The 4,820-nt window shown below is 30.5% G+C and carries 2 protein-coding genes, 1 pseudogene and 1 riboswitch; all 3 genes and pseudogenes read left to right on the top strand.

The window, feature by feature from the left end:
• Positions 1-243 precede the first annotated feature (243 nt).
• Positions 244-346, top strand: a riboswitch (SAM riboswitch).
• A 97-nt stretch (positions 347-443) separates the two neighbouring features.
• The gene (metK, locus tag B2671_RS06670) at positions 444-1,619 is read left to right on the top strand and encodes a methionine adenosyltransferase (protein WP_346869705.1); all 1,176 of its coding nucleotides are present in this window, start codon (positions 444-446) and stop codon (positions 1,617-1,619) included.
• A 300-nt stretch (positions 1,620-1,919) separates the two neighbouring features.
• The gene (locus B2671_RS06675; RefSeq protein WP_346869706.1) at positions 1,920-4,127 is read left to right on the top strand and encodes an ATP-dependent RecD-like DNA helicase; all 2,208 of its coding nucleotides are present in this window, start codon (positions 1,920-1,922) and stop codon (positions 4,125-4,127) included.
• Positions 4,128-4,141: 14 nt separating this feature from the next.
• A pseudogene (locus B2671_RS06680) lies at positions 4,142-4,820 on the top strand (hypothetical protein); the annotation flags it as partial.

Here is a 4,820-nt window from a genome sequence, read left to right on the forward strand (position 1 = left end):
CGTCCTCCTCCACCATATAAGACACTAAGTTTACTTAGTGTCTTATTTTTAATAAAATATAAAATACGAATTTAATAAGTATTTTATAATAATTGAATAAACATTTTTATTAAGTTTAAAATATATTTAATGACATATAGAAAATTATTATAATGGTAAATGTTAATTATTTATATTAATAGATAAGTGTGTTGACAGTTAAATTTCCCTATGCTATTATCTATGTATAAATTAATAATATAACTCTTATCAAGAGTGGTGGAGGGACAAAGGCCCAATGAAACCCAGCAACCGGCTATTAAAAGCAATGGTGCCAATTCCTGCAGTATTTTCTGCAAGATAAGAAAGTTTAGTTTGAAATATACTAACCTCTTCTTGTCTTATAAGAAGAGGTTTTAATTTTAAGTGTCGGTAATATTTAAATACTTAAGGAGGAAAATTCAATGAGAAGATTATTTACGTCAGAATCAGTAACTGAAGGACATCCAGATAAAATGTGTGATCAGATATCTGATTCAATACTAGATGCCATATTAGAAAAAGATCCAAATGCCAGGGTAGCTTGTGAAACTGCAACTACTACAGGAATGGTTCTTGTAATGGGAGAAATAAGTACAAACTGCTATGTAGACTTCCAAAAGGTTGTTAGGAATACAGTTGAAGAAATTGGATACAATAGAGCAAAATATGGATTTGATTGCAATACATGCTCAGTATTAACATCTATAGATGAGCAATCAGGTGATATTGCTATGGGAGTTGATGAAGCTTTAGAAAGTAAAGCAGGTCAAATGAACAATGATGAAGCTACAGGTGCTGGAGATCAAGGTATGATGTTCGGATTTGCTACAAATGAAACTGAAGAATATATGCCTCTTCCAATTGCTATGGCTCACAAATTATCAAGAAGACTAGCAGAAGTAAGAAAAAATGGAACTTTATCTTACTTAAGACCAGATGGAAAAACTCAAGTAACTGTAGAGTATGAAGACAATAAGCCAGTTAGAATAGATACTATAGTAATTTCAACTCAGCATTGTCCAGATGTTACAAGAGAACAAATTGAGAAGGATTTAAAAGAGCATGTTATAGCTCCGATAGTACCTGCTGATTTATTAGATGCAAGCACAAAATACTATATAAATCCTACAGGTAGATTTGTTATTGGAGGACCTCAAGGAGACTCAGGTCTTACAGGTAGAAAAATAATAGTAGATACCTATGGTGGATCTGGTAGACATGGCGGTGGAGCTTTCTCAGGAAAAGACCCAACAAAGGTAGATAGATCTGCTGCTTATGCATCAAGATGGGTAGCTAAAAACTTAGTAGCTGCTGGTGTCGCTGATAAGCTAGAAATACAACTTGCATATGCTATTGGTGTTGCTAGACCAGTATCTATACAAATTGATACTTTTGGAACTGGAAAACTTTCTGAAGATAAAATAGTAGATATAGTTAATAGAGTTTTTGATTTAAGACCATCATCTATTATAAAAGAATTAGATTTAAGAAGACCTATATACAAACAAACTGCTGCTTATGGTCACTTTGGAAGAAATGACTTAAACCTACCATGGGAGCAATTAAATAAGGTTGAAGAAATAAAGAAATATATATAAGTAATTAAAAATATATATTTATAAATAAGAATCCACACTAACAATATGATTTGTTAGTGTGGATTTTTTTAACTATATAACCCGAATTAATGATTTGGAGTTCAGCGAAGGTACTGAGTGGAGTTTGGCTTAAAGGGTTATAATTAAGTGTATATGGTGTATGAGATTTAACAAGGATAATTATTTTTACTTTAAACTGAGTAATATTACTAAATTTTATTATATTGTTAATATATATGAGATATAATTTGGTATAATAATAGTTATAGATAGATAATAATAGGTATTAGGAGAGATTTTATGATAACCATTGAAGGGATAGTTGAAACAGTTGTATTTAGAAATGATGATAATGGGTATACAATATGTAAACTAAGGTGTGATAAGGAAGTTGTCACCATTGTTGGAACAATACCATTTATAAATGAATCCCAAGAATATAGTGTTCAAGGAGAGTGGACTGTTCATCCTAAGTTTGGTAAGCAGTTTAAAATAGAAAGTATACATGAAATAATACCTACAACTACTAGTGGCATCGAAAAATATTTAGCTAGTGGAGTCATTGAAGGGATAGGGAAGGTTACAGCAAAAAAAATAGTAGAATTTTTTGGAGAAGATACAATAAAAATATTAGATAGTAATATAGAAAAGCTTGAAGAGATTCCTGGCATAGGTAAAAAGAGAATAAATACCATTATGAAATCTTATTTAGAGCAGAGGGTTACTAAGGATATTATTATTTTCTTTCAAAGTTACAGCATAACTGTTAATATGGCCATGAAGATTTACAAGAAGTTTGGAGTTAACTGCATAAATATAGTTAAGGATAATCCATATATATTAACAGAATACATAAGTGGAATTGGGTTTAGAACAGCGGATTCCATAGCTAAGAGCTTGGGTATAGAGAAGGACTCTCTATTTAGAATAAAAAGTGGAGTTATATACATAATTAATGAATTTTGTGCTATAGGAAATACCTTTATACCTATGGATAGATTAAGAGATAAGGGAATGAAACTTCTGGAGATAAACAGTGAGAAATTTGATGAAGGAGTTTATGAGCTGATAATTGATGGAAAGATTAAGGTAGAGGTAGTAGATAATATAGATGCGGTATATAATATGTCCTATCTTTATCTAGAAATGTCTATAACACGTAAAATAGTAGAACTAGCCACTACTAACTATGATAAATTAAGTTTAAATGCAAATGAGAAAATTAAAGACTTTGAAAGTAAAGCAAATATTAAATTAGCCAATTCTCAAAAAGAAGCTATAGAGGGTGCTTTTTTTAATGGGATAGAGGTTATAACAGGGGGACCCGGAACAGGAAAGACAACAATTATAAATTGTATTGTAAGTATTTTTGAGAGTTTAGGACTTAAGGTATTTATGGCTGCACCTACAGGAAGGGCAGCGAAAAGGATGGCTGAAGCTACAGGTAGAGAAGCAAAAACTATCCATAGACTTTTGGAAATAGGAAGTTATAGTGAAGAAGAGGTAGATGAAATAGAAAATGAAACATCTGCCATAGAGTGTGATGTTTTAATAGTGGATGAAGCATCTATGGTAGATATAAGTCTTATGAATGCTCTTTTAAAAGCAATGCAGGTAGGAACTAGACTAATAATAGTAGGAGATGTGGATCAGTTACCATCAGTGGGACCAGGAAATGTTCTTAGGGATATTATAGAAAGCGATGCAGTAAAAGTAGTAAGACTTAATGAGATATTTAGACAAGGGCAAGAAAGTATGATAGTACAAAATGCCCACTTAATAAATGAAGGAAAGATGCCTATTTTAAATACCAAAAATAGTGATTTCTATCTTGAAAGAGCTGCAGATAGTGAAGTTATGTTAGAAAAAATCATTGGATTAGTGAAAACAAGACTTCCTAAGTTTAATGTGCAATGGGATAGTGTTAGAGATATACAGGTATTATCACCTATGCGTAAGGGAATTATGGGAATAGATAATTTAAATATACAACTTCAGCAAGTGTTAAATCCTAAAAGTAAAGATAAGGATGAAGTTGAGATTAAAGATATGATTTTTAGAGTAGGAGATAAGGTTATGCAAATTAAAAATAACTATACTCTAAAGTGGAGCAAAAATAATTCCAGTGAAGAAGGTAAGGGTGTATTTAATGGAGATGTAGGGTATATAACAGAAATTAATGAGGATGAGGATAAGATTACTGTATGCTTTGAAGATGATAAAATCGTAGAATATGAGGAAAGCGACTTAGATGAAATAACTTTAGCTTATGCAGTTACTATCCATAAGAGCCAAGGAAGTGAATTTCCTGTAGTTATTATGCCTATGTTTATGGGACCACCACTACTGATGAATAGAAATTTACTTTACACTGGAATAACCAGGGCTAAGAAGTTAGTGGTATTGGTAGGTAATTCTAAAGTGGTTGAATTTATGAAAGATAACAATAGAAGTTTTGAGAGATATTCAGGACTTAAATGGAGAATAAGAGAGATAATTCATATGTAGGTAGGAGAGAGTTTATGTCATTTATAAAAACCAATAGAGAGATAGTGAAGGCATCAAAGAAATCTATAGAAGATACCATATTAGATGGTGTTAAAAAGAAGTTGCATAAAATAAATATAATTTCTTCATTAAATAATAAAAAACAAATTTTTAATAAGGTATTTAACTGGTGTTTTAAAGAAAATAAAAAGATATTATATATAATAAATACAGATATAGAAGAGGTAAAGATATTAGGATTGATTAATAAAAATCTTATAAATTCTATTGAAGGTGAGAATGATATAGCATATACAGATAAAGTTAATATATGTACCCACAGTAGAGCCTTATACTTAAAGGAGAGATTTGACTTTATTATATATGATGAAATAAATTCTAGGCCTATATATAGTAATGAGTCTATAAATAAGCTAGTGGAGTATGTCTGTAATAACTATGGAACTATGATTAGTTATTCCATGGAACCAGTATTTAATAATGAGTTAATATTATATAATTTAAGAAAAGATAAACAAGTTCCTATTGCTGAACCTAGGGTTATGGTAACTAGAGTAAATATAGAAGAAGAAATACCTATGAGTGTATATGAATACCTAGAGTGGTCAATAAATACTAATAAGAAGGTTTTAATATATACTCCAGATGATGAGAAAACTCATAAGGTTTATAATTATCTTTCTAATATAGACC

Origin of the sequence: Clostridium sp. UBA5119, assembly GCF_002414285.1 — a bacterium.
GTDB lineage: Bacteria > Bacillota > Clostridia > Clostridiales > Clostridiaceae > Clostridium_J > Clostridium_J sulfidigenes.